At 69.0% G+C, this 24031-nt stretch carries 19 protein-coding genes; 9 read left to right on the top strand and 10 right to left on the bottom strand.

Annotated features, from left to right (window positions below; genetic code table 11):
- Window positions 1–69: 69 nt before the first annotated feature.
- The 3 genes from kdpB to kdpF are packed head-to-tail and all read right to left on the bottom strand — an operon-like array spanning window position 70 to window position 3986.
- A complete protein-coding gene (kdpB, locus tag OU996_RS10495; protein WP_267581551.1) occupies window positions 70–2136 on the bottom strand; it encodes a potassium-transporting ATPase subunit KdpB in 2067 nt (688 codons plus the stop codon).
- Between the two features lie 23 nt (window positions 2137–2159).
- Entirely contained in the window at window positions 2160–3869 is a 1710-nt protein-coding gene (gene kdpA, locus OU996_RS10500) for a potassium-transporting ATPase subunit KdpA (protein WP_267581552.1), read from the bottom strand.
- 30 nt (window positions 3870–3899) lie between these two features.
- Window positions 3900–3986 carry a K(+)-transporting ATPase subunit F gene (gene kdpF / locus OU996_RS21440; RefSeq protein WP_420712757.1) on the bottom strand — a complete coding sequence of 29 codons (87 nt, stop codon included), beginning with the start codon at window positions 3984–3986 and terminating at the stop codon, window positions 3900–3902.
- A gap of 298 nt (window positions 3987–4284) precedes the next feature.
- On the opposite strand from kdpF, the gene OU996_RS10505 reads away from it, so the two are divergent.
- Window positions 4285–5391 (top strand): YihY/virulence factor BrkB family protein, encoded by a 1107-nt coding sequence (locus tag OU996_RS10505; RefSeq protein ID WP_267581553.1) that lies wholly within the window; start codon window positions 4285–4287, stop codon window positions 5389–5391.
- A gap of 6 nt (window positions 5392–5397) precedes the next feature.
- Here the strand turns inward: OU996_RS10505 and OU996_RS10510 are convergent, their stop codons facing one another.
- Both OU996_RS10510 and OU996_RS10515 read right to left on the bottom strand, forming a co-directional pair.
- Window positions 5398–7110 carry a GMC family oxidoreductase gene (locus tag OU996_RS10510; RefSeq protein ID WP_267581554.1) on the bottom strand — a complete coding sequence of 571 codons (1713 nt, stop codon included), beginning with the start codon at window positions 7108–7110 and terminating at the stop codon, window positions 5398–5400.
- Window positions 7110–7820: an HAD-IA family hydrolase gene (locus OU996_RS10515; RefSeq protein ID WP_267581555.1), complete on the bottom strand. Its 711-nt coding sequence runs from the start codon at window positions 7818–7820 to the stop codon at window positions 7110–7112. The genes OU996_RS10510 and OU996_RS10515 overlap by 1 nt, the downstream gene beginning before the upstream one ends.
- A 114-nt stretch (window positions 7821–7934) precedes the next feature.
- On the opposite strand from OU996_RS10515, the gene OU996_RS10520 reads away from it, so the two are divergent.
- The 5 genes from OU996_RS10520 to OU996_RS10540 all read left to right on the top strand — a co-directional run bounded on the left by OU996_RS10520 (window position 7935) and on the right by OU996_RS10540 (window position 13943).
- A complete protein-coding gene (locus OU996_RS10520; protein WP_267581556.1) occupies window positions 7935–8900 on the top strand; it encodes a LysR family transcriptional regulator in 966 nt (321 codons plus the stop codon).
- A gap of 553 nt (window positions 8901–9453) precedes the next feature.
- Complete coding sequence (locus tag OU996_RS10525) at window positions 9454–10557, top strand: ABC transporter ATP-binding protein (protein ID WP_267581557.1); 1104 nt, start codon at window positions 9454–9456, stop codon at window positions 10555–10557.
- A 55-nt stretch (window positions 10558–10612) separates the two neighbouring features.
- Entirely contained in the window at window positions 10613–11659 is a 1047-nt protein-coding gene (locus OU996_RS10530; protein ID WP_267581558.1) for an ABC transporter substrate-binding protein, read from the top strand.
- Between the two features lie 194 nt (window positions 11660–11853).
- On the top strand, window positions 11854–13110 hold the full coding sequence (locus OU996_RS10535) for an ABC transporter permease (protein WP_267581559.1): 1257 nt from the start codon (window positions 11854–11856) through the stop codon (window positions 13108–13110).
- 5 nt (window positions 13111–13115) lie between these two features.
- Complete coding sequence (locus OU996_RS10540; protein WP_267581560.1) at window positions 13116–13943, top strand: ABC transporter permease; 828 nt, start codon at window positions 13116–13118, stop codon at window positions 13941–13943.
- An 80-nt stretch (window positions 13944–14023) separates the two neighbouring features.
- Here the strand turns inward: OU996_RS10540 and OU996_RS10545 are convergent, their stop codons facing one another.
- Complete coding sequence (locus OU996_RS10545) at window positions 14024–15319, bottom strand: NAD(P)/FAD-dependent oxidoreductase (protein WP_267581561.1); 1296 nt, start codon at window positions 15317–15319, stop codon at window positions 14024–14026.
- Between the two features lie 39 nt (window positions 15320–15358).
- Window positions 15359–16687, bottom strand: coding sequence for an NAD(P)/FAD-dependent oxidoreductase (locus OU996_RS10550; protein ID WP_267581562.1), 1329 nt, complete (start codon window positions 16685–16687; stop codon window positions 15359–15361).
- Between the two features lie 223 nt (window positions 16688–16910).
- Between OU996_RS10550 and OU996_RS10555 the strand changes: the two genes are divergently transcribed.
- The gene (locus OU996_RS10555) at window positions 16911–18515 is read left to right on the top strand and encodes a gamma-glutamyltransferase family protein (RefSeq protein WP_267581563.1); all 1605 of its coding nucleotides are present in this window, start codon (window positions 16911–16913) and stop codon (window positions 18513–18515) included.
- A 20-nt stretch (window positions 18516–18535) separates the two neighbouring features.
- On the opposite strand, the gene OU996_RS10560 is transcribed toward OU996_RS10555, so the two are convergent.
- Window positions 18536–19924 carry an FAD-containing oxidoreductase gene (locus tag OU996_RS10560; protein WP_267581564.1) on the bottom strand — a complete coding sequence of 463 codons (1389 nt, stop codon included), beginning with the start codon at window positions 19922–19924 and terminating at the stop codon, window positions 18536–18538.
- Window positions 19925–20014: 90 nt separating this feature from the next.
- Complete coding sequence (locus OU996_RS21385; RefSeq protein ID WP_324290686.1) at window positions 20015–21328, bottom strand: PAS domain S-box protein; 1314 nt, start codon at window positions 21326–21328, stop codon at window positions 20015–20017.
- 72 nt (window positions 21329–21400) lie between these two features.
- Between OU996_RS21385 and OU996_RS10575 the strand changes: the two genes are divergently transcribed.
- Both OU996_RS10575 and OU996_RS10580 read left to right on the top strand, forming a co-directional pair.
- The gene (locus OU996_RS10575; protein ID WP_267581565.1) at window positions 21401–21907 is read left to right on the top strand and encodes an RrF2 family transcriptional regulator; all 507 of its coding nucleotides are present in this window, start codon (window positions 21401–21403) and stop codon (window positions 21905–21907) included.
- Between the two features lie 42 nt (window positions 21908–21949).
- Entirely contained in the window at window positions 21950–22993 is a 1044-nt protein-coding gene (locus OU996_RS10580; RefSeq protein WP_267581566.1) for an HPP family protein, read from the top strand.
- A gap of 24 nt (window positions 22994–23017) precedes the next feature.
- On the opposite strand, the gene OU996_RS10585 is transcribed toward OU996_RS10580, so the two are convergent.
- Window positions 23018–24031, bottom strand: a complete 1014-nt coding sequence (locus tag OU996_RS10585; RefSeq protein WP_267581567.1) for a zinc-binding alcohol dehydrogenase family protein — start codon at window positions 24029–24031, stop codon at window positions 23018–23020.

A 24031-nucleotide genomic window follows, 5' to 3' on the forward strand; every position in this document is an offset into this window, starting at 1 on the left:
CGGGATCGCTGGAAATCGGAGAACGATCCCGGCTCTGCGCTTCGCTTCGGCCGGGATGACGAAGACGGGTCAGGCAAGGCCGAGCGCGGCGACGGCGAGGTCGATGAGCTTGATGCCGATGAAGGGCAGGATGACGCCGCCGCCGCCATAGAGGGCGAGGTTGCGGGCGAGCACGGTGGCGGCGGGCTGGGCACGGTAGGGCACGCCGCGCAAGGCGAGCGGGATCAGCGCGATGATGATGAGCGCGTTGAAGATCACCGCCGAGAGAATGGCGCTCTGCGGCGAGTGAAGCCCCATCACATTGAGCAGGCCGAGTTCCGGGATCGCGGCGATGAACAGCGCCGGGATGATGGCGAAGTACTTCGCCACGTCATTGGCGATGGAGAAGGTGGTGAGCGCGCCGCGCGTCATCAGCAGTTGCTTGCCGATGCCGACGATCTCTATGAGCTTGGTCGGGTCGCTGTCGAGGTCGACCATGTTGCCGGCCTCGCGCGCCGCCTGGGTGCCGGACTGCATGGCGACGCCGACATCGGCCTGGGCCAGCGCCGGGGCGTCATTGGTGCCGTCGCCGCACATGGCGACGAGCCGGCCATGGCGCTGCTCGGTGCGGATATAGGCGAGCTTGTCCTGCGGGGTGGCCTCGGCGATGAAATCGTCGACGCCCGCTTCCGAGGCGATGGCGGCGGCGGTGACGGGGTTGTCGCCGGTGACCATCACCGTGCGGATGCCCATGCGGCGCAGCTCGGCGAAGCGTTCCTTGATGTCGGGCTTCACCACATCCTTGAGGTGGATGACGCCGAGCAGGCGGCCATTCTCCGCGAGGCCCAGCGGCGTGCCGCCGGAACGGGCGATCTTGTCCACCGCCGCGTCAAAAGCGGCGATGCCGGTGGAGGCGTTGGCATCGACCGAATGGACGAAGCGCTTCACCGCGTCGACCGCGCCCTTGCGGATGCGCCGCCCGGTGACATCGACGCCGGAGAGGCGGGTGGCGGCGGTGAAGGGCACGAAGCTCGCCCCCGCCATCGCCGCCGTTTCGGTGGTGATGCCGTATTTCTCGCGCGCCAGCTCCAGGATCGAGCGGCCCTCGGCGGTCTCGTCGGCGAGGCTCGCCTGCACGGCGATGAGCGCCGCCTCGGGCTCGCTAATGCCGGGCACCGGGATGATCTCCGAGGCCATGCGGTTGCCGAAGGTGATGGTGCCGGTCTTGTCGAGCAGCAGCGTGTCGACATCGCCCGCCGCCTCCACCGCGCGGCCGGACATGGCGAGCACATTGTGGCGGATCAGCCGGTCCATGCCGGCGATGCCGATGGCCGAGAGCAGGCCGCCAATGGTCGTGGGGATCAGCGTGACGAGCAGCGCGACCAGCACCGGCACCGGCACGTCGGCGGCCGAATAGCGGCCGAGCCCGGCGAGCGAGACGACGGCAATGAGGAAGATCAGCGTCATGCCGACGAGCAGGATGGAGAGCGCCAGCTCGTTCGGCGTCTTCTGCCGCTCGGCGCCTTCCACCAGCGCGATCATGCGGTCGAGGAAGGAGGAACCGGGCGCGGCGGTGATGCGCACGACGATCCAGTCGGAGATGACGGTGGTGCCGCCGGTGACCGCCGAGCGGTCGCCGCCGCTCTCGCGGATGACGGGCGCGCTCTCGCCGGTGATGGCGGCCTCGTTCACCGAGGCGATGCCCTCGACGATCTCGCCGTCGCCGGGAATGAGGTCGCCGGCTTCGACCAGCACGTGATCGCCCAGCTTGAGGTCGAGGGCGGAGACGCGCTCGACATTGGCGCGGTCGGTGGCGCTGCGCATGCGCTTGGCCACCGTGTCGGTGCGCGCCTTGCGCAGGGAATCCGCCTGGGCGCGGCCGCGCCCTTCGGCGATGGCCTCGGCGAAATTGGCGAACAGCACGGTGAACCACAGCCAGGCCATGATCTGGCCGGTGAAGGCCAGAGGATTGCCGACGAGGAAATCGCGCAGGAACAGCACGGTGACGAGGGCCGCCACCACCTCGGTGACGAAGATCACCGGGTTGCGCATGAGCAGGACGGGGTTGAGCTTGAACACCGCGTCGCGCAGCGCCCGCCCGATCAGCTCGGGCGAGGCGAAGGCGGAGCCGGTCTTCGCAGGATTATGCGTGGACATGAGAGGTCTCCGGTCGCGGTCGTTCAGAAGGTCTTGCCGGCCAGCATCTGCACCTGCTCGGCGATGGGGCCGAGGGCGAGAGCGGGGAAGAACTGGAGACCCCCGAGGATGAGGATGACGCCGGTGAGAAGGCCGACGAAAAGCAGCCCGTGGGTCGGGAAGGTGCCGGAGGAGGCGGCGAGCCGGGTCTTGCCGGCGAGCGAGCCGGCGATCGCCATCATCGGCACGATATAGGCGAAGCGCCCGAGCAGCATGGCAAGGCCCAGCGTGGTGTTCCACCAAAGCGAGTTGGCGGAGAGGCCGCCAAAGGCCGAGCCGTTATTCCCCGCCGCCGAGGAGTAGGCGTAGAGGATTTCCGACAGTGCGTGCGGGCCGGCATTGCCGAGCCCGGCCAGCGCGTCCGGCAGCACGGCGGCTACGCCTGAGAAGCCGAGAATGGCGGTGGGCAGGATCAGCACGGCGAGAATGGCCATCTTCACCTCCTTCGCCTCGATCTTCTTGCCGAGATATTCCGGCGTGCGCCCGACCATCAGGCCGGCGACGAAGACGGCGATGATCGCCATGACCAACAGGCCATAGAGGCCGGAGCCGACGCCGCCCGGCAGGATCTCGCCGAGCTGGATCATGAACATCGGCACCAGCCCGCCGAGCGGGGTGAAGGAGCCGTGCATGGCGTTCACCGCGCCGTCCGACAGGCCTGTGGTGACGGTGGCGAACAGCGCGGAGGCGGCGAGGCCGAAGCGGACCTCCTTGCCCTCCATATTGCCGCCCGCCGGGTCGAGCCCCGCCGCGACCAGCGAGGGGGTGCCGGCCGCTTCCGCCCAATAGGCGACGGCGACGCCGGCGATGAGGATGATGGCGATGACGCCGATCAACGCGCGGGCCTGCCGGCGGTCGCCGACCAGACGGCCGAAGGCGAAGACCAGCGCGGCGGAGATCACCAGCATCTGCCAGATTTCCAGCGCGTTGCTGAACGGCGTCGGGTTCTCGAAGGGGTGAGCGGCATTCACATTGAAGAAGCCGCCGCCATTGGTGCCGAGCTGCTTGATCGCCATTTGCGAGGCGACGGGGCCGACCGCGATGGTCTGCTGCGCGCCCTCCAGCGTGGTGGCGGCGACGCTTGCGTCAAGCGTCTGCGGCACGCCCATCGCCACCTGCGCGAGGCCGGTGATGATGGCCAGCGGCAGCAGGATGTAGAGCACCGAGCGCGTCATATCGACGAAGAAATTGCCGAGGCCGGGCGCGTTCGAGCGGGCAAAGGCCCGCACCAGCGCGACGGCGAGCGCAAGGCCGGTGGCGGCGGAGAGGAAGTTCTGCACGGTGAGCCCGGCCATCTGGCTGAACAGGCTCATCGTGGTCTCGCCGCCATAGGACTGCCAGTTGGTGTTGGTGACGAAGCTCACCGCCGTGTTGAAGGCGAGGTCGGGCGACAGCGCACCGAAGCCCAGCGGGTTCAGCGGCAGCAGGCCCTGAAGGCGCAGCAGCGCGTAGAGCAGGACGACGCCCGCCGCGTTGAAGGCGAGCATGGCGAGCGTGTAGCCCAGCGCGCTCTGCTCGGCCTTGGGGTCGACGCCGGCAAGGCGATAGAGGCCACGCTCGAGCGGGCCGAGCACGGGCGAGAGCAGGGTGCGCTCACCGGCGTACAGCCGCGCCATAGTGGCGCCGAGCGGCACGGCGGCGATGAGGACGAGCGCGAGGATGATGGCTATCTGGAGCCAGCCGAGAGCGGTCATGGCGAGGGACTTTCAGGGAGGGAGGGCGCGTCAGAACTTCTCGGGCTGCAGCAGCGCGAGCACGAGATAGACGGCGAGGGCGAGGGCGACAGAGGCGCCCAGAAGGAGATCAAGCATGGCCTAGCCTCGCGCGGTGTAGCGGGCATAGGCGGCCATCAGCAGGAAGAAGCCGAGGGCGATGGCGAGGTAGATAAAATCCAGCATGTTCCAGGTTCCTGGTTGGGCCGGTCTCTCATCTAGGCGGGGGCGGATAAGCGTTCGATCCGGAATGCGGCGACCCGCCATAAGGAAGGCATAAAGGCCGCCGGCCGCGCGTTACCGTCGCGTGTTCGCCCTTCGGTCGATGCGGTGCTGCGCAACCCTTCGGCGCTTTCGGGCTTATCCCCTGCACAGGTAGCGGGTGGGGGAGGGAAACATGGGACGACGGACGTGGATGCGTGCGGGTGGCGGGGATGTGCTGCTCGCGGGAGCCGCCTTCGTGCTGGGCGCGGCGCTGGTTACACGCTGGCCGGTGCCCCTGCGCCGGGAAGGGCAGGCGCCTGCTTCGCTGCCCGCCGTGCCGCTTGCCGCCGCGCTGCATGATGGGCGCGGCCGCTTCGCTGACAGCCCGGCGGAGCTGCCGGCCCGCGCCTGGCGCGATGTGTTCTGGCGCGTCTATGCCGGTTTCACCGAGGACCGGGTGCTGGCGGTGGCGGGCGGGGTGACCTTCTACACCATGCTGGCGCTGTTTCCCGCGCTCGCCGCCTTCATCTCGCTGTTCGGCCTTTATGCCGAGCCGGTGGCGGTCATTCGCGAGCTCGACCAGTGGCGCGGCATCCTGCCGGGGGCGGCGGTGGAGATCATCAGCGGGCAGATCGAGCGCATCGCCACCGGCAGCAACCGCACGCTCGGCTTTGCCTTTGCGCTGAGCCTCGTCATCGCGCTGTGGAGCTCCAATGCCGGGATGAAGGCGCTCTTTGATGCGCTCAACATCGTCTATGGCGAGAGCGAGAAACGCAGCTTCATCCGGCTGAATGCCGTGTCGCTGCTGTTCACTTCCGGCGCGCTGGCGCTGATGCTGCTCGCCATGGGTGCGGTGGTGCTGCTGCCGCTGGTGCTCGCCCTGCTGCCGGGCCTGCCCGGCGAATTGCTGATCCGCTGGGGCCGCTGGCCGCTGCTGTTCGTCGCGGTCAGCATCGGGCTGGCGCTGATCTATCGCTACGCGCCGAGCCGCGAGCGCCCGCGCTGGCAATGGCTCAGCGTCGGCAGCGTGTTCGCGGCCAGCGCCTGGCTCGCCGGCTCCATGCTGTTCTCCTGGTACGCGGCGAACCTCACCGATTTCAACGAGACCTATGGCTCGCTGGGCGCCATCATGGCTTTCATGATCTGGGTGTGGATCTCCATCATCGTCGTGCTGGTGGGGGCGCAGATCAACGCCGAGGCCGAGCACCAGACGGCGCGCGACAGCACCACCGGCGCGCCGCTGCCGCTGGGGCTGCGCGGCGCGACGATGGCCGACACGGTCGGGGAATCGCCGGCCTGACGAGTGTCAGCCGCCCGCCCGCATGAAGCCGGCGATGCGCTCGGCGATCATGATGGTCGGCATGTTGGTGTTGGCGCGCGGAATGGCCGGCATGACGGAAGCGTCCGCCACGCGCAAGCCCGCGACGCCGATCACCCGGCCCTGCGCGGTGGTGACGGCGGCGGGATCGTCCGCCCGGCCCATGCGGCAGGTGCCGCTCGGGTGCCAGGTGCCCCCGACATTGCGACGCACGAAATCGGTCAGCGCGCCCGCGTCATTGAGCAGGTCGGCGATGGTGATGCCTTCGGTGACGACCGCATGGATCAGCGCCGCGCGTAACGGGCCGGCGGCGTCGAGCAGCGCCGCGAGAGTGCCGCGCTGGAGCGCGTTCCACCGGCCGGGCACGGCGATCTTCGCCACGCGCGGCGTGTAGCTCGCCGGAAAGACCACATCGCGCGCCCCATCGAGCGCGGGGTCGAGCAGGGCCTGCGCGCCCCGGCGCAGCGCGTCGCACAGCCGCTGGAGATCGCGCGCGTCGCTGAGCATGCGGAAATCGACCAGCGGCTCGCGCGCCGGATCGGCCCCGGCCAGACGCACGCTGCCGCGCGAAAAACTCTTATTGACCCAGAAGAACAGGCAGCCCGTCCGCCGCCCGACGCTGTGCCAGCCGGCGCGCGAGAGGATGGCGGCGTGCATGTCGCCCGGCGGGGCGCCGGGAAGGTCCGAGGTGTAGCGCCAGATCGCCTGCTCATGGTGCTCGGCGCCGTTGCGCTCGCGAAAGGCCGGCGGCAGCCAGGTGGCAACGGCGATGGAGGGGTGCTCCATGAGGTTGCGCCCGACGCCCGGCCGGTCCGCCACCACGCCGATGCCGAGCGCCTGCAGTTCCTCCGCCGGGCCGATGCCGGAGCGCAGTAGCAGCGCCGGCGAGTGGATGGCGCCGGCCGCGACAACGACCTCGCCGGCGGTGATGGTGACGGGGCCCGCCGGGCCATCGACCACCGCGCCGGTGACGCGGCGCCCTGCCATGAGCAGGTGGTGGGCCTGATGGCCGGTGATGATGCGCAGATTGGGCCGGGCGCGGACCGCGGGCGTGAGATAGGCCAGCGAGGTCGGCTGGCGCCGGCCCTCATCGTCCACCGCCACCGCGCCGCGATAGGTGCCGTCGAGCCACGCGCCGTTCTGGTCGAGCTGGATCGGGTGGCCGCGCGCCTCCAGCGTCTCCATCACCCGTCGGACGAAGGGCGAGAGCGCGCCATCGCCGATGCGGCGCACGATGATCGGCCCGTCCGTGCCGTGCAGCGGGCCGGAAAAGTCGCGGTCCGCCTCCATGGCGCGAAACACCGGCAGGCAGTCGCGCAAACCCCAGCCTTCCGCGCCCAGACGCTCCCACTCGTCGTAATCGTCCGGCGCGCCGCGGTTGGCCATCAGCGCATTGATCGCCGAGCCGCCTCCGAGCAGGCGCGCCTGCTCATAGCGCCGGGGTTCGCGCGGCGCATTGCCGGCGCCCATCAAGGCATTGAGCCCCGCCCAGATGTTCGACGTGTCGAGATAGGCGCGGCCGGGGTAGCGCCCGGCGATGTCCGCCGGGATGTCGGCGCGGGTGATGTCGCGCCCGGCCTCGATGAGGATGACCTGCCGCCCGGGCTCCTCCGACAGCCGCGCCGCCAGCACGCAGCCGGCGCTGCCGCCGCCAAGGATCAGCGTGTCGCAGGCGAGGGAGACCGGGGCGGCGACCGGCATCAGGCGCCCGCGCGTTCGGCGTCGACCGCGTCGGCGAGCTGCTTCAGCGAGGAGAGATGCAGGTCGGGCGTGGTGAAGCTCTTGGGCGCGGGCGTGCCGCCATAGCCGACAAGCCCTTGCCGCCGCTCGATCCAGCACACCGTGTAGCCCTCAGCGCGGGCGACGCCGATGTCGTGATGCTGGCTCTGCGCGACATGCAGGATCTCGTCCTGCCGGTAGCCGAAGGCCGACTGGCGGCCGAGATTATAGGAGAAGAAGCGCGGATCAGGCTTGGCGCAGCCGGCCTCGTCGCAGGTCACGCTGTCATGGAACGGGTTGCCGAGGGTGGCGGAATAGGCGGAGAAGACGGTGCGGTCGGTGTTGGTCATGGCGACCAGCCGGTAGTTGTGGCGCAGGCGCTTCAGCGCCTCGACCGAGTCCGCGAAGGCCGGCCAGCGGAACACGGCGAGCTGGAACGCCTCGGCGGTCGTCTCGTCATTGGCGAAGCCGCACTCATTGGCGACGTAGAGGTAGACGTCCTTCATGGCGAAGGAGGAACGGCCGTGGAAAGCGTCCCGCCCGCGCGTGTAGGGCCCGAAGATCTCGTCATCCGTGGCCGCTTCCGCCTTCGGGCCACCGAGCGTGCGCATGGCATTCAGAACGCCGGTCTCGAAGTCGATCAGCGTGCCGACGACATCGAACGTCATGACCTTGAAATCGGTGAGTTTCACGGAGAACTCCGGTCGGTAGGGCGCAGCAGCGCCGGGCTTCGATGGCGGCCAGCAGAGCAGCGGGGGCGTCCTGCTTCAATTGAAAAAAGCTTGGGCAGGCGTTACATCATGTAAATGCGTAAGATCCGCCTGATGTTGCCGTCGATGAACGGCTTTTTCACTTTCGAGGCCGCGGCCCGCTGCGGGAACTTCGCGCGGGCGGCGGAGGAGCTGAATGTGACGCCGGCGGCGGTCAGTCGCATGGTCGGGCGGCTGGAGGAGCATATTGGCTTCCCGCTGTTCGACCGGCTGCCCGGCGGGGTGGCGCTGACCGAGCCGGGCCGCATCCTGCATGAGGCGGTAGGGCGCGGCTTTTCCGGTATCGAGAGGGCGTTGCAGGAAATCGAAGACCGGCGGATCGGCATCGAGACGGTGACGCTGTCGGTCTCCACCGGCTTCACCACGCACTGGATGATGCCGCATATGGCTGAACTAAAAAGGGATTTTCCCAAGCTGGAGCTGCGCTTCCAGCTCATCATGTCGGCGCTGGGCGGGCCGGTGCATGATGTCGATCTCGGCATGCGCTTCGTCGACCGGGCCGATGCCCGCCATGAGCTGAGCTACATCATGCCGGAGATCGTGCTGCCGGTGTGCAGCCCTTCCTATGCGGAAGCGGGGGTGGAAAACGGGCGGAGTGTCAGTGCAGTCAGGCGGACGATCAGGGTAATCCGGCTGAGCGAGGCCGAGCCGGACTGGTCGCATCTGCTGCCGCCCGAGGCGATGGACCCGCCGCCCGAGACGATGGACCTCGACGATTATGGAATCGTCGTGCAGGCGGCGATGCTCGGGCAGGGGGTGGCGCTCGGCTGGCTGAACGTGGTCGGTCACGGGCTGCGGACCGGTGCTCTGATACCTTTCGGCGGCCGCGCCAGCGCCACGGGGCGCCAGTGCCAGTTCATGCGGCTGCGCGACAAGCCGCTGCGCCCCATCGTGGCGGATCTGCGCGACTGGATCACCCGGCGGCTGCGGGCGGATATCGACGCGGTGGCGGGACACCACCCGGACCTGGGTCTCGACGGGCTGCTCCGCAACACAATGTAAACCCGCCACGGCAGCGGGATCGCCCCGAAAATCATCACATGCGCGCTTTCGCGCCACTCGCTTGGGCGGACGTCGCTTTAAGACAACGGGGGTGACGGCTTCCACCTGCCAAGGAGCGCCGCAAGCCCCTAGCATGAGCGTGGCCGTCCTGGCCTTCGCACCCCCGGCACGTGACGCGGATCGTGTCATGACGCAGGGTGGCGCGGGGCCGGAGGCCTAAAAATAAGCGCGCCTAGTTCTTCAGCAACAGGCGCTGTCCGGTGTGCCATACCATCGGACAACAGGGTGGAAGCCGACCCGAGCGGGGCCCCATGGGCACGCAATGCCGGGCCCATGCCGTCATGACGGCGAACCTTCCATAACCTATTGAAATACATCTATCTTTTTTGACGATGGGGTGCTCAAGTAGGGCGTTCGGCGGCCCATGAGGGCGGTTGGCACGGTGCTTGCGGAAGACAGGGGGCTCGCTCCGGCGGGTGGAAACACATGAACGCCTGACAAACGTGCCCGGGAGGAGCGGCCAATCCTCCCCCGCCAGTGCTGAGGAGCATCCATGAGGCTTCCCGTGAGTGCCAACGATAGCTTTGTCGAATTTGCCGGCGTTCAGAAGACCTATGACGGTGAGATTCTTGTCGTGAAGGATCTCAGCCTGCGCATCCGGCGCGGGGAATTCCTGACCCTTCTCGGGCCCTCCGGCTCGGGCAAGACCACCACCCTGATGATGCTGGCCGGCTTCGAGACGCCGACCTCCGGCGACATCATCCTCGATGGCAACCGCATCGACGCGCTCCCCCCGGAAAAGCGCGACATCGGCATGGTCTTCCAGAACTATGCCCTCTTCCCCCATATGAGCGTGGCGCAGAATGTCGGCTACCCGCTCAAGGTGCGCGGCCTGCCCAAGGCCGAGATCGCCGAGCGCGTGGCCAAGGCGCTGGGCATGGTCGAGCTGGGCTCCTTCGCCGCCCGCATGCCCGGCCAGCTCTCGGGCGGCCAGCAGCAGCGCGTCGCGCTTGCCCGCGCGCTCGTCTTCGAGCCCAAGCTGGTGCTGATGGACGAGCCGCTCGGTGCGCTCGACAAGCAGCTGCGCGAGCACATGCAGATGGAGATCCGCCATCTGCATGAGCGGCTCGGCATCACCGTGGTCTATGTCACGCACGACCAGAGCGAGGCGCTGACCATGTCCGACCGGGTGGCGGTGTTCAATGCCGGCATCATCCAGCAGGTCGCCCCGCCCTCCGAGCTTTATGAAAGCCCGTCCAACTCCTTCGTCGCCCAGTTCATCGGCGAGAACAACCGCCTGCCGGGCCGCATCGAGGCCGCCAGCGGCGATGTCTGCACGGTGGTGCTGGGCAATGGCGACACCGTCACCGCGACGCTGACCAGCGCCGCCGGCGTCGGCGAGAAGTGCCTGCTCTCCATTCGCCCCGAGCGGGTGAAGATCGCCCCCGCCGAGGGCGTGGTCGACAACCGCTTCGAGGCTGAAATCGCCGAGATCATCTATCTCGGCGACCATGTCCGCGTGCGCTGCCGTCTCGACAGCGGCGCCGAGGTCGTCGTCAAGGTCAGCAATGTCGAGGACCGGCCGGTGCTCGACATCGGCTCCCGCATACCGCTCGGCTGGCGCGCGCAGGACTGCCGCGCCCTCGACGCGGCCTGACCCTGCTTTCTGCCGATCACCCGTTTTGCCAACAACCGACCCAAAGGGAATGTCCATGCAGATCAAGTCGTTGACGATGACCCTGTCCGCTCTCGCGCTGTCCGCGAGCTGCGGCGCCGCCTTCGCGGCCGACAGCCTGACCATCACCTCCTGGGGCGGCGCCTACCAGAAGAGCCAGGAAGAGGCCTATTACAAGCCCTTCACCGCCAAGACCGGCGTGAAGATCACCCAGGAAGAGTACAATGGCGAGGCGGCCCGCATCCGCGCCATGGTCGAATCCGGCAACACCACCTGGGATGCCATCGACGTCGACGCCGCGACCGCGCAGCAGGGCTGCGACGAGGGCTTCCTGACGCCGATCGACTACTCGAAGTTCGGTGGCAAGGAAGCCTTCGTGAAGGGCTCCACCTTCGAGTGCGGCATCCCCACCATCATCTACTCGACGATCTACGCGTATGACGCGGACAAGATCAAGGACGGCCCGAAGACCATTGGCGACCTGTTCGACACCAAGAAGTGGCCGGGCAAGCGCGCGCTGCAGAAGACCCCCTTCGGCAACCTCGAATTCGCGCTGATGGCCGAAGGCGTGCCGGCCGACAAGGTCTACGCCACGCTGAAGACCAAGGAAGGCGTCGACAAGGCGTTCAAGAAGCTCGACACCATCAAGAAGGACATCGTGTGGTGGGAGGCCGGCGCCCAGCCGCCGCAGCTGCTCGCCTCGGGTGAAGTGGTGATGGCGACCGCCTGGAACGGCCGTATCTTCAACGCCAACAAGGTCGACAAGAAGAACTTCAAGATCGTCTGGGACGGCCAGCTGATGGACTACGACCTCTGGGCGATCCCGAAGGGCGTGAAGGATCTCGACGCGGTCTACAAGTTCATCGAATTTGCCTCGAGCCCGGAAGCCCAGGCCGAGCAGACCAAGTACATCTCCTACGGCCCGGCGCTGCTCGCCGCCACGCCGAAGATCGCGCCGGACATCCTGAAGGATCTGCCGACCGCGCCGGAGAACTCCAAGACCGCGCTCGCCAACGACCCGGTCTTCTGGGGTGACAACAAGGAAGAGCTGCTGAAGCGCTTCAATACCTGGGTTGCTCAGTGACCCACTTCGCCTGAGCCGGGCCGGCAGGGGGAGCACCCGCTCCCCTGGCGTGCCGGTGCCGGCCCCCGCTGCACGGGGGATGAGAACGCCGGCCGGGGGCCTCGCGGCGCCCCGGCCGAACGAACCGATCGGCCCGGACGCGCGCGGCACACGCCCGCCAGAGCCGGCCGACACCAGCCGAGGGGAAGTATCGAATGGCTGTAGCCGCCCTGGAAGGCGGCGCCGTGACCGGCGTCGACCGCACCTCGCTCAAGACCAAGCTGAGACGCGCCGAGCGCCTGAACCGGGCCCGCTCCTTTTCGCTGGTCGCGCCGCTTCTGCTTTTCGTGCTGGCGGTGTTCGCCCTGCCCATCGGCCTGATGCTGGTCCGCGCGGTCGAGAACACGGAAGTGCGCGAGAGCCTGCCCAAGACCATGCTGTCGCTGCAGGCCTGGGACGGGCAGGCGACGCCGGGCGAGGATGTGTTCGCCGCCTTCGCCGACGACCTCACCCAGACCCAGAAGGACCGCACCACCGCGCTGGTCGGCAAGCGCATCAATTACGAGGTGCCGGGCGCGCGCTCGCGCTTTCTCAAGGCCGGCCGGCTGATCGACGCCGGCGGCGGCGGGCCGTGGAAAGAGAAGTTCCTGGCCACTGACGCGGAATGGGGCTCGGTCGAGTTCTGGGCCATCATGAAGCGGGCCGGCGCGACGCTGACGCCCTATTACCTGCTCACCTCGGTCGACCTGCGCCAGGACGCGAACGGCGCGGTGATGCGCAATTTCGCCGACCAGTCGATCTTCCTCGACATCTTCTACCGCACCATCTGGATCAGCTTCATGGTGACGCTGGCGACGCTGGTGCTCGGCTATCCGGTGGCGCATCTCTTGGCGATCCTGCCGCCCAAGCATGCCAACATGCTGATGATCCTGGTGCTGCTGCCCTTCACCACCTCGATCCTGGTGCGCACCACGGCGTGGATCGTGCTCTTGCAGAGCAATGGCGTGCTGAACGACTTCCTGCTGGCGCTCAACATCACCACGGAGCGGGTGCAGCTCATCTTCAACCGCTTCGGCACCGTGTTGGCGATGACGCACATCCAGCTGCCCTTCACCATCCTGCCGATCTATTCGGTGATGAAGTCGATCCCCGCCTCGCATCTGCGCGCCGCGCGCTCGCTCGGCGCCGGGCCGCTCACCGCCTTCGTCTCGGTCTACATGCCGCAAACCCTGCCCGGCGTCGGCGCCGGCTGCCTGCTCACCTTCATTCTCTCGCTCGGCTACTACATCACCCCGGCGCTGGTCGGCGGGCCACAGGACCAGATGGTGAGCTATTTCGTGGCGCTCTACACCAACAAGGAAATGAACTGGGGTCAGGCTTCCGCCCTCGGCGCCATCCTCCTGATGATCACGCTGGTGCTCTATGCGGTGTTCAACCGCGTGGTCGGCATCGACAAGGTGAAACTGGGCTGACCGACATGCTTGCACCGTCTTACGCCACGCCGCGCGAGAAGCTGTCCTACCTGATCTTCGCCGTGTACTGCACGCTGGTCTTCCTGTTCCTGGTCGGGCCGATCCTCGTCATCATGCCGCTCTCCTTCTCGAGCGAGCCGTGGTTCACCTACCCGCTGCCGGGGCTGAGCCTGCGCTGGTATGAAGACTTCTTCTTCAACGAGCGCTGGCGGGTGGCGCTCTATAACAGCGCCTTCGTCGCCTTCTTCTCGACGCTGATCGCCACCGGCCTCGGCACGCTCGCCGCGCTCGGCCTGTCGCGCGGCAACGTGCCCTTCGCCGGGCTGATCCTGTCGATCCTCATCTCGCCGATGATCGTGCCGGTGGTGATCGTGGCGGTGGCGATGTTCTTCGGCTTCGCGGCGGTGGGGCTGAACAACACCTATCTCGGGCTGATCCTCGCCCATGCCATTCTCGGCACGCCCTTCGTCGTCATCACCGTGACGGCGACGCTGACCGGCTTCGACCGCTCGCTGACACGCGCCGCCGCCTCGCTCGGCGCCTCGCCCTGGACCGCCTTCCGCACCGTGACCCTGCCGCTGATCGCGCCGGGCGTGACGTCGGGCGCGCTCTTCGCCTTCGTCACCTCCTGGGACGAGGTGGTGGTGGCGCTGTTCCTGTCGAGCCCGGATCAGCGCACCTTGCCGCGCCAGATGTTCTCCGGCATCCGCGAGCAGATCTCGCCGACCATCACCGCGGCGGCGACCTTCCTGGTCATCTTCGCCGCGCTCCTGATGATGACGCTGGAACTGCTGCGCCGCCGCGCCGAGCGCCTGCGCGGCACGCCGGCCTGATCTTTCCGCGTCCACGAAAAAGCCCCGGAACGCGGCCGCGTTCCGGGGCTTTTTCTTTGGCGAGGTTCAGTGCGCGCGGATCAGTGCGCGAAGGTCTCGCGCAGACGGTCCCATTTCAGCCTTGTCTTGACCGCGAGCGGCCAGGCGGCGTGGCCGAGGATGGGGCGGATGCGGGTGACCGGCAGGTCGAGCGTCTCCGGCCCGCCGCCGGCCGCGCGCCGCGCCAGCATCCGGCCGGTCGCGGTCGCCATGGCGACGCCGCGGCCATTATAGCCGAGGCCGATATGCAGCCCGGCCTCCGGCTCATGCAGATGCGGCAGGTGATCCCAGGTCACGGCGACCTGCCCGTTCCAGCGATGCGTCCACTCGAACGCCCGGAGCACCGGGAACAGCCGCGTCGCGTGGTCGACCAGCGCGGTGTAGTCCACCGGCGCGCTCGCCTCGCGCAGCACGCTGCGCCCGCCCATCACGAAACGGCCGGCATCGTCGAGGCGGTAATAGACATAGGATGAGGACATCTCGTAGAGCACCACGCCGTTCGGCATGATCGGCGCGCGCACCTGCGCCGGCAGCGGCTCGGTGGCGGTGATCGAGGAGAACACCGGCACCACCGAGCGGCGCAGCCCCGGCCAGAGATCGTCGCTATAGCCGTTGGTGGCGAGGATGACGCGCTCGGCCCGCACCGTCCCAGTGGGCGTGGCGATTTCCCAGCCGCCCGTCCCGCGCGTGAGCTTCACGGCCGGCGTGTCGGTGAAGATGCGCGCGCCGGCCTTCAGCGCCGCGCCGGCAAGGCCGCGCACATAGCCGAGCGGGTTCACCTGCCCGCCGCGCCGGTCATGCGCGCCCATCCGATAGGCGCCGGTGCCGGTAAGCGCCGCCATTTCCTTGGCGTCGGCGAGGACCACATCCGCCCCGCGCGCGCTCCATTGCCGCTGGAAGCTGCGGATGCCGGTGGCCGCGGTTTCGGAGATCGCCGCGCGGAGCGTGCCGCCGCGCTGCGGCGCGCAGTCGATGCCGTGCTTGGCGATGAGGTCGAAGACCAGCTGCGGCGCCTCGTCGCCGAGCTTCACCATCCGCCCGCCGAGATCGGCGCCGAAGGTGGCGACGAGATCTTCCGGCTCCCATTTGAGGCCGGGATTGACCTGCCCGCCATTGCGGCCGGAGGCGCCCCAGCCAATGGCGCTGGCGTCGAGCACCACCGTTTCCACCCCGGCTTCCGCGAGGTGCAGCGCGGCGGAGAGGCCGGTGAAGCCGGCGCCGACGATGGCCACCTTCGCGGTGACGTCGCCGGTGAGCGCCGTGGTTTCCGGCGCGGGGATCGCGGTCTTCGCATAGAGCGAGCGCGGCAGGGGGCGGCGGGCAATGGTCTGTGCCACGGCGGGGGTCTCCGGTGCGTTCAGGCTGATAAGGCGGGGTCAGAGCCCCGCCATGGGACGCGGGCGCGAGCCGTCGAAGAAGCGCGACAGCCGGTAGGGGCGCGGATCGGCGATCGGCGCCATGTCGGTGACGATGTCCGCCACGAGATGGCCGGCGCCCGGCCCGATGCCGAAGCCATGGCCGGAAAAGCCGGTGGCGACGACGAGGCCGCTGACGCCCTCGGCCGGCGAGATGACCGGCACGGCATCGGGCGTGGCGTCGATGAAGCCGGCCCAGCTCTGCACCATGCGCGCCTCGCCGAACATCGGGAAGCGGCGCTTGAGCGCGGCGAAGGCCTGATCGAGATAGCCCTCGTCGGGCGCCGGATCGAGCACGCGCGCGGCCTCATAGACCGAGGGCTGGTCGAAGGGGCGCGCGCCCGCCTCGCTCCATTCGGTGAGGAAGCGGGAATCGAGCCGCAGGCGCAGCGAGGCGAATTCCATCTGCAGCGCCGGCAGGAAATCCAGGCAGAAGCGGAAGCTGTCCGGCACGATGGGAACGACATTCACATGGCCATTGGCGATGGTGTAGCCGCCATCCTCGCGCCGGCGCATGGCAAAGTCGTGGTCCCACAGCGCCGGAACCGGGCCGCCCGGCACGGGCGAGGTGCGCATCACGCTGGCGCGCACCTTGAGCTGCGGCAGGTCGATGCCGACATCCTTGAGGATGCGCCGCGTCCAGGCGCCGCCGGCCACCACGATGTTCGAGGTGACGATACGCCCGCGCTCGGTGATGGCGGCGATGACCCGGCCGCCGCCGGTCTCGATGCCGCGCACCGCACAATCGGTGAGGATCACCGCGCCCTTGCGGCGGGCCGCCTCGGCAATGGCGGGAGCGGCCTTTTGCGGCTCGGCGCGCCCGTCCGAATCGCACCAGAGCGCCCCTTTCGGCGGGGCCGTGTCGCCGGGCATGACACGGGCGATCTCGGCGGCCGTGAGCATCTGCGCCTTGATGCCGGCGGGCGCGGCCTCGCGCACCCAGCTCTCGAAGGAGGCTTCCTTCTTGGCGTCATTGGCGGCGAACAGGATGCCGGTGGTGGTGAAGCCGGTCGGCGCGCCGATATGTTCGTCCATGCCGCGCCACAGGCGCAGCGCCTCGCGGATCAGCTCGAATTCGCGCGGGTCGCGCTTGGCCTGGCGGCACCAGCCCCAGTTGCGGCTCGATTGCTCGCCGGCAATGTGGCCCTTCTCGCACAGCACGACCTTGAGGCCGCGTTCGGCGAGATAAAGCGCGCTGGTGGTGCCGATGATGCCGCCGCCGACAATGACGACATCGGCGGTGGTGGGGACGACGGGATCGGAAGCGACGGGGACGACCTGGGGGCCCATGGGACGGGGGACTCAACTGTGAAGGGGCGGGCGCATTGGAGGCCCGCCGGGCCGAGAAAGCCAGCAAAAGCGGTGCCACTCCCCCCTCAGACTTTGGACGCTGCGGCGTGTCGCCGCCGACCCGATGCGCCGCCGCCACAGCCGCCTTGCCCGGATCGTGCTAGAGAAGGGCACCGTACCTGCGGGTACGCCCGTGATCCCCAGCCCGAGCAGGACATCTCCCGTGATTTCGACCCGCCGCCCGGAATTTTTCGGCCCTGCGCGCCCGACCTTGTTCGCGCGCGATGCCGCGATTGCCACCTCGCACCCGCTCGCCACTGCGGCGGGGCTGGAGATCCTGCAGGCGGGCGGCACCGCCATGGATGCGGCGCTCGCGGCGGTGGCGGCGCAATGCGTGGTCGAGCCGGCGATGACCGGCATTGGCGGCGACTGCTTCGTGCTCTACGCCCCCGCCGGCAAGCCGACCGTCGCCATGAACGGCAGCGGGCGCGCGCCGATGGCGGCGAGCGTCGCCGCGCTGAAGGCGGCCGGGCTCACCACCGAAATTCCCCGCACCAGCGCCCATGCCGTGACCGTGCCCGGCGCCATCTCGGCCTGGATGAAGCTGCACGCCGATTATGGCCGGCTGCCGCTCGACCAGCTCTTCGCCCGCGCCATCGACTATGCCGAGAATGGCTACCCGGTGGCCCAGCGCGTCGCCTTCGACGGGGCGGACGAGGCCGCGCTGCTGGCGCAGGAGCCCAACGCGGCCGCCGCCTTCCTCAAGGATGGCGTCCCCTATGCGGCGGGCGACCGGCACGCCCAGCCGCTGCTCGGCCAGCGCCTGCGCGAGATCGCCGCCCATGGCGCGAGCGCCTTCTATGAAGGCAAGGTGGCCGAATCGCTCGTGGCCTATCTCCAGAGCCTTGGCGGGTTGCACACGCTCGACGATTTCGCGGCGATGAAGGACGCTGCGTTCTACACCACGCCGATCTCCACCGAGTTCCGCGGCTACACGGTCGAGGAATGCCCGCCGAACGGGCAGGGGCTGTTCGCGCTGCTGTTGATGAACATCCTCGCCGAGTTCGACCTCGGCCCGGATGTGTCGCTGGCCGACCGCATCCACCTCCATGCCGAGGCGACCAAGATCGCCTATCACAACCGCGACGCGCTGCTGGCCGACCCCGCCGCCATGACGGTATCGGTGGCGGAGCTGTTGTCGAAAGCCACCGCCAAGCGCCTCGCCGCGCAGATCGACATCGCCCGCGCCCGCCCGCCGGCGCTGTGGGACGAGCCCGAGCACAAGGACACGGTCTATGTCTGCGCGGTCGACCGCGACGGCAACATGGTGTCCTTCATCAACTCGATCTTCCACGCCTATGGCTCGACGCGGATCGACCCGCAGACCGGCGTGCTGCTGCACTCGCGCGGCGCCTCGTTCCGGCTGATCGAGGGGCACCCGAACGCCATCGCGCCGGGCAAGCGCCCGCTGCACACCATCATTCCCGGCCTGCTGCGCCGGAATGGCGAGGCGGTCGGCGTGTTCGGGGTGATGGGCGGGCACTACCAGTCCGCCGGGCAGGCGGCGCTGCTGTCGGGCCTGTTCGACCGGGGGCTCGACCCGCAGAGCGCCATCGACGCGCCGCGCTCCTTCGGCTTTGACGGCACGCTCGAGGTGGAGCCCGCCGTGCCGGAGGAGGTCCGCGCCGACCTCGCTTCGCGCGGCCACACGGTGAAGCTCGCGGTGGAAGGCATTGGCGGCGGGCAAATCATCGTCCGCGACCCCGCCACCGGCTTCCTGATGGCCGGCTCCGACCCCCGCAAGGACGGCTGCGCACTGGGGTTCTGAGGGCGGTTCAGTCCGCGGTTTCAGACTTCCGGACGCAGATCCGCCAGAAGCGTGGGGATGAGCTCGGAGACGGTGGGGTGAATGGGCACGGCGCGCTGGAAGAAGCGCGCCGGCAGATCGGCGTTCATTGCGTCGAGCAGGCCGTGGATAGCTTCGTCGCCGCCCGTGCCGAGGATCGCCGCGCCGAGGATGCGCCCGGTCTGCGCCTCCGCCACCACCTTCATGAAGCCCTGCGTCTCGGCCTTCTCCACGGCGCGGCCAACGCGCGTCATTGGCCGCTTGGCGGTCATCAGCTTGCGGCCGGTCTTTCGGGCTTCCGTCTCGGTCATGCCGACGCGGCCGAGCGGCGGGTCGATATAGAGCGCGTAGCCCGGCAGGCGCTCGCTCACCTTCCAGTCCTGCCCGTCCAGCAGATTGGCGGCGACGATCTCGAAGTCGTTATAGGCGGTGTGGGTAAAAGCGCCGCGCCCGTTGCAGTCGCCCAGCGCATAGACGCCGGGCACGTTGGTCTGAAGGTGATCGTCCACCGTGATGTAGCCGCGCGCATCGGTGGCGATGCCGGCGGCCTCAACGCCGAGATCATCCGTGTTCGGGCGCCGGCCGATGGCGAGCAGGAGATGCGAGCCGGTGACGGTCTGGCGGCCGCCGCCGGTCTCGATCCGCACGGCGATGCCTGCGCCGTCGCGCGCCACCTGACGGATCTCGGCGCCGGTGTGGACCTTGATAGCCTCGGCCTCCAGGATCTCGCGCACCGTGGCCGAGACGTCCTCATCCTCGCGGGCGATGAGGCGCGGGCTCCTCTCGATGACGCTGACGCGCGCGCCGAAGCGGGCGAACATCTGGGCGAATTCCAGCCCGATATAGGAGCCGCCAATGATCACCAGATGTTCCGGCAACTCGGCCATCTCTACCATGTCGGTGTTGGTGAGGTAGGGCACGTCGGCAAGGCCCGGCAAATCCGGCACGCTGGCGCGGCCGCCGACATTGATGAAAATGCGGGGAGCGGTTAGCGTCGCGCCGTCCACGCTCACCTCGCGCGGGCCGGTGAAGCGGGCATGGCCGCGGATCACCGTGCAGCCCTCCATGCCGCGCAGCCAGTTCTCGATGCCGGAGCGGCCATCGGCGATGATCGTGCCGGCGCGGGCCTGCACGATCGTCATGTCGATGCCGGGTGGGGCGGCGAGCACCACGCCGAACTCGGCGGCGCGCTGCGCCATGCGGGCGGCATAGGCGCTCGCGACCATGGTCTTGGTCGGCTTGCAGCCGGTGTTGACGCAGGTGCCGCCGAAATGCTGGCGCTCGATCACCGCCACCTTCATCCCCGCGCCGGTGAGCCGCCCGGCGAGCGAGGGGCCGGCCTGCCCGGCGCCGATGATGATGGCATCGAAGGTTTGGGGCTGCTCGGCCATGGCGGGGCGTCTCCTCGGGGTTGTCGCCACCCTGCACCGGCGGGGGTGGGCCGTCTCGTCAATTCCCACCGCGACGAAAGGTGCCACGCCTCAGCCGGGCGGGGGAACTCCCGCTGTCGCGGCCTCCTCGGCGGCGGCGAGTTTCTTCTTCAGCGCCTGGGTCTCATTGAAGCGGGCGGTGACGTCGCGCAGGCTCGCCACCATGCCGGTGACGCGGCCCTCGTCCTTCATCAGGGCGATGGTGAATTCGAGCGAGAGGCGCCGTCCCTCCTTGTGCAGGCCGGGGACAGAGAGCATGTCGCCGGCGCCGTAGCGGCTTTCACCGGAGGCGACGGTCTCGTGATAGCCCTCCCAGTGCCGGGCGCGGAACGGCTCGGGGATGATGATGTCCAGCGACTGGCCGAGCGCCTCGTCTTGCGTGAAGCCGAAGATGCGCGCCGCCCCGGCATTCCACAGCACGATGTCGCCCGCGCGGTCGCTGGCGATGATGGCGTCCGCCGCGCTGTCGATGAGGGTCGCGCCGATGGTCTCCCGCGTGAAGCCGGCGGTGGCGCGGGCGGTGTAGGCGGGACCGGGCGCCGCCGTGCCGGCTGTCGGCGCCTCGGCAGGCGGATCGCCGAACAGATCCTCCATTGCGCCGAAGAACTCGTAATGCAGGCGCCCCATGGGCACACCCCGCGCGGCAAGGCCGGGCACGAAGGCGCGCAGGAAGCGCAGCGGGCCGCAGACATAGATCTCGGCCTCAGCCAGCGTGGCGAGGGCGGCGAGGCGATCCAGCGTCAGCGGGCCGGCCTCGTCATAGTCGCGCCCGATCTCGTCCCCCGGCTCGGGGCGCGAATAAACGAAGGTGGCGGACAGGTTCGCCCGACGCGACACCAGTTCGCGCACATGGTCGCGGAAGGCGTGGACGGTGCCGTTCTGCGCGCAATGGATGAAATGGATGGGCAGATCGGGGCGCTCGGCCGCCGCCGCCTCCAGCATCGCCACCATGGGGGTGAGCCCGACCCCGGCGCTGAGCAGCACGACAGGACGCGCATCGCTTTCGGGCAGGACGAAGCTTCCCGAGGGCGGGGCGATGAGCAGCGGCGTGCCGACCTCCGCCTCATCATGCAGCCAGCGCGACACCAGACCCTGCGCTTCGCGCTTCACCGAGATGCGGTAGCTTTCGCCATTGGGCGCGGCGGAAATCGAATAGTTGCGCTTCACCCGCCCCTTGCCGGGAAGGTCGGCAAACAGCGTCAGGTGCTGGCCGGCGCGGTGCGGTGCCGGGGGAACCCCGTCGGCTGGTCGAAGATTGAAGGAGGTGATGAGCGCGCTTTCCGCGTCCTTGCTGACGATGGTGGAGCGGCGCAAAGCGGTGCCGGCTTCGCTGGTTACCTTGGCGCCCGACTCATTCTCGGTCATTGGCTGGCCTCCCTCGCAAATCATGTATATTCTATACATCTATTTCGCCGCTGAACGAGTTCCAGCCCGGCCATGCGCCTGACCCGCTATTCGGACTTCGCCATGCGCGTCATGGTCTATCTCGCCGCGCGCGATGAGGGGCCGTGCTCGGTGGCGGAGATTGCCGGGGCCTATGGCATCTCGCAGAACCATCTGATGAAGGTGATGAACGATCTCGGCCGCGCCGGCTTCATCACCGCCGCGCGTGGGCGGCGCGGCGGCTTCCGGCTCGCCAGGCCGGCGGAGACCATCAATATGGGCGCGCTGCTGCGCCACACCGAGGAAGATTTCGCCCTCGTCGATTGTCCGAATTGCCGGTTGGGCGGGTGCTGCGCGCTGTCGGCCGTTCTGGATGAGGCACTTGCGGCGTTTCTGGGTGTGTTCGACCGCTACACGCTGGCCGATGTGATGAGCCGGGGCGAGGGCTTTGCCGCCATCATCCGCGCGCTCGGCCTCCCGCAAATCCCGCCCGACGCTCCACCGGAGGGTCAGCACCGGGGCGCCTGCGAAACCCCGCCCGCCGCCGTGCCCACGGGCTGAGCCGGGCCTTTCCTCCCATGCCCATCATCTGGAGTGGACCCCTTGTCCGCCTTTGCGCGCCTGAAGCTTTTTCGTCCCATCCTCGCCGGCGCCACGCTGCGCGACCGGCTGTTCGCCGCCCTCGGCGCGCTGGCCGGCATCGCGCTGACCGCGCTCATCAGCGCGGTGGCGGCGCGCCATACGCCGGAGCTCATCTGGATCGTGCCGCCCATGGGCGCCTCGGCGGTGCTGCTCTTCGCCGTGCCGGCGAGCCCAATGGCGCAGCCCTGGCCGGTGATCGGCGGCAATGTCATCTCCGCGCTGGTCGGCGTCGCCATCGCGCATGTGATGCCGCTCTCGGCGCTCTCGGCGGGACTGGCGGTCGGCGGGGCGATCGCGCTGATGTCGATCCTGCGCTGCCTGCATCCGCCGGGCGGGGCGGCGGCGCTGGTGGGTCTCTTCGCCGGGGCGTCGTCGAGCTATTTCTTCCCGCTCGTGCCGGTGGGGCTGAACGCGGCGATCCTCGTCGCCAGCGCCTATCTCTATCACCGCGTGTCCGGCCATGCCTTCCCGCATGTCGCGCCGGCGCCGGCCGCCGCACCCATGGCGCCCGCGCCCTTCGCCTTCAGCCGTGGCGACATGGAGGCGACACTGGCCGAGATCGGCGAGACCTACGACATTTCGCCGGGCGATCTTGAAACCGTGCTGCGGGCGGTGGAGCGGCGCACGCTGGCGCGGGCCTATCACGAAATTACCTGCCGCGAGCTGATGACCGAGCCGGTGATCACCGTGCCGGTCTTCGCGTCGGTGGAGGAAGCGCGCCGCCTGCTGGTTGCGCGCGACGTGCGCCGGCTCGCCGTGGTCGATGATGCCGGGCGCCTCGCCGGCGCCATCGGCCTGCCGGAACTGGTGGGCGCGCAGGGCGTCGTCGTCACGGCCGCCTCGCCGGCGGCGGCGGCCGCGCCCGACTCGCCCGCCATGGACCTGCTGCGGCGCTTCGCGCAGGACCGGGTCCATGCCGTCTTCGTGGTCGATGCCGAGCGCCGGCCGGTCGGCGTCATCACCGAGGCGGACTGGCTCGCCGTGCTGGCGCGCGGGCTGAAGTGACAACGCGCCCGCGCGCCCGCCCGCTCAGAAGCCGGTGAGCACCGCCTTGCCGATGCTGCGCCCGCTTTCCACCAGACGGTGGGCGCGGCGCAGATTGGCGGCGTTGATCGGGCCGAGGTCTTCTTTTAGCGTCGTGCGCAGCACCCCGGCATCGACGAGGTCCGCCACCTCGTTCAGCAAATGATGCTGGCGGATCAAGTCGTCGGTGGTGAAGAGCGGGCGGGTGAACATCAGCTCCCAATGCACCGACAGGCTCTTGCGCTTCATCGGCGCGATGTCGAGCACCTTCGGATCGTCGATCAGCGCCAGCGCGCCCTGCGGCGCCAGCGCGTTGATGATGGCGGGCAGATGCTGCTCGGTGCCGGTGAGGCCGGCGACATACTGCACCTCAGGGATACCGATGCGATGCAGTTCCTCGTCCAGTGGCCGGCGGTGGTCGATGACGTGATGCGCGCCCATCGCCTCCACCCAGGCGATGGTTTCCGGCCGGGAGGCGGTGGCGATCACGGTGAGGCCGGTGAGCTTGCGGGCGAGCTGGATGAGGATGGAGCCGACGCCGCCCGCGCCATTGACCACAAGCAGCGCGCCGCCCGGCGCCTTCACCCCATAGGGCACGCGCAGGCGGTCGAACAACAGTTCCCACGCCGTGATGGCGGTCAGCGGCAACGCGGCGGCCTCCGCCGTGGTGAGGCTCGCCGGACGGCGCCCGACAATGCGCTCATCCACCGCCTGAAGCTCGGCATTGCTGCCCGGCCGGTCGATGGCACCGGCGTAGAACACCGCGTCGCCCGGCTTGAACAGCGACACCTCCGGCCCCACCGCCTCGACGACGCCCACCGCGTCGAAGCCGAGCACGCGGGCCTCGCCGGCCGGCGGGGTGGCGCTGGCGCGCACCTTCACATCCACCGGATTGACCGAGACGCCCTCGACGCGGACCAGCAGGTCGCGCGGGCGCAGCGTGGGGGTGGGCAGATCGAGATCGAGCAGCGCCTCGGGCGCGTCGATCGGGTGGGGGGCGGTGAAGCCGATGGCCTTCAT

It is taken from the genome of Ancylobacter sp. SL191 (genome assembly GCF_026625645.1).
GTDB lineage: Bacteria > Pseudomonadota > Alphaproteobacteria > Rhizobiales > Xanthobacteraceae > Ancylobacter.